This is a genomic window from Wohlfahrtiimonas populi (assembly GCF_002006795.1).
In the GTDB taxonomy this organism is placed as follows: domain Bacteria; phylum Pseudomonadota; class Gammaproteobacteria; order Cardiobacteriales; family Wohlfahrtiimonadaceae; genus Wohlfahrtiimonas; species Wohlfahrtiimonas populi.
Genome location: NZ_MVDN01000044.1, coordinates 1 through 1,273, shown reverse-complemented (window position 1 = coordinate 1,273; position 1,273 = coordinate 1). Strand labels below are relative to the sequence as shown.

Annotated in this window: 1 protein-coding gene and 1 pseudogene; both read left to right on the top strand. The window is 35.8% G+C overall.

Annotated features, from left to right (window positions below):
• Positions 1 to 441 precede the first annotated feature (441 nt).
• The gene (locus BZK16_RS14180) at positions 442 to 630 is read left to right on the top strand and encodes a hypothetical protein (protein ID WP_143691208.1); all 189 of its coding nucleotides are present in this window, start codon (positions 442 to 444) and stop codon (positions 628 to 630) included.
• A 43-nt stretch (positions 631 to 673) separates the two neighbouring features.
• Positions 674 to 1,160: pseudogene (locus BZK16_RS13880) on the top strand (lysozyme).
• The last annotated feature ends 113 nt before the right edge of the window (positions 1,161 to 1,273 follow it).

Sequence of the window (1,273 nt, the reverse complement as noted above, 5' to 3'; positions counted from 1 at the left end):
AATATCTCTTGTCCAGTTATGTATATGCTTAGTTGGACTGGTATTTTATTGTCTTCTTGGGGCGTTTGTGGAGTATTCAGCTGATCAAAGCCGTTACGGTGTTTTAAAAGATCACGGATCTTTGATTGCGGGTCTAATAGCATTTGGGGCCGCATTTATTGCCTTGTATTCACAGAGAGAAGCAACAAGAAATCAGGCTAGCATCCAGTTCACAATCGAAGACAATAAACTTTTTATCTCCAAAGTTGAAGAGTTGTATGACACAGTTCAGCGTCTCAGATTAAAATCAATGCTAATAAGAAGCGATGAAGTAAAAACCTCTANTCAATGCTAATAAGAAGCGATGAAGTAAAAACCTCTACCTCTGCAATAGATGAGCTCTATTTAGATCTTGGGAAAGCATCCATGATATGCCGGCTTCATAGGGTAATAAACCAAGAGTTGTTTGAAGAGTATAGAGGTAACACTGAAGCTTTTATTGATGCGTGGAGTGATTTAGCTAAGAGCAAGATAGAACCAGATGGGACCGGGCTCGTTAAAGAAGTGATTTTTAAAAGTCGTTTTGAAAAATTTAGAGAGTCCAGTAATAAGGTTTTACTTGAGTTAGCCAAAAATGCAAATGTTAAGTAATTACAAAGCCCCTTAATTGGTTTTTTTGTTGCATGGAATAAAAATGAAAACAGATAAAAAAGGCATTGAGCTAATCAAAGATTTTGAGGGCTGTAAGTTAAAAGACTATCAAGATTCTGTGGGCGTTTGGACTATCGGTTATGGTCATACTAAAGGCTTTAAGGCGATCGATGGCAAACCTCCGAAGCTGTCTAAAAATGAAGTCATCACTCAAAAGCAAGCAGAGCAATTACTCATTGAAGATTTAGTAGATGCTGAAAATGCAGTTAATAGATATGTTGAAGTTGAAATCAATCAAGATATGTTTGATGCATTGGTATCGTTCACATTTAACTTAGGCACAGGCAATCTTCAGTCATCTACATTGCTCAAGTTATTACCAAGGCAAATACTCAGAAGCGGCTGAACAATTCACACGATGGGTATTTGCAGGTGGTCAAAAGCTTGATGGATTAGTTAGAAGAAGAAAGGCAGAGCAGAAGTTGTTTAGATCAGGGGTTGAAGTATTAAAGATAAGTTTACTAAGCTGATTAGCCACGTGATTTTTTAGTTTATTTATTAGACACAAGTAACTGTTAATAATCAAATAACTACAGAAAGGTTTAATACTGAGTGTATTTTTATCAAAAAATAATTATAATTA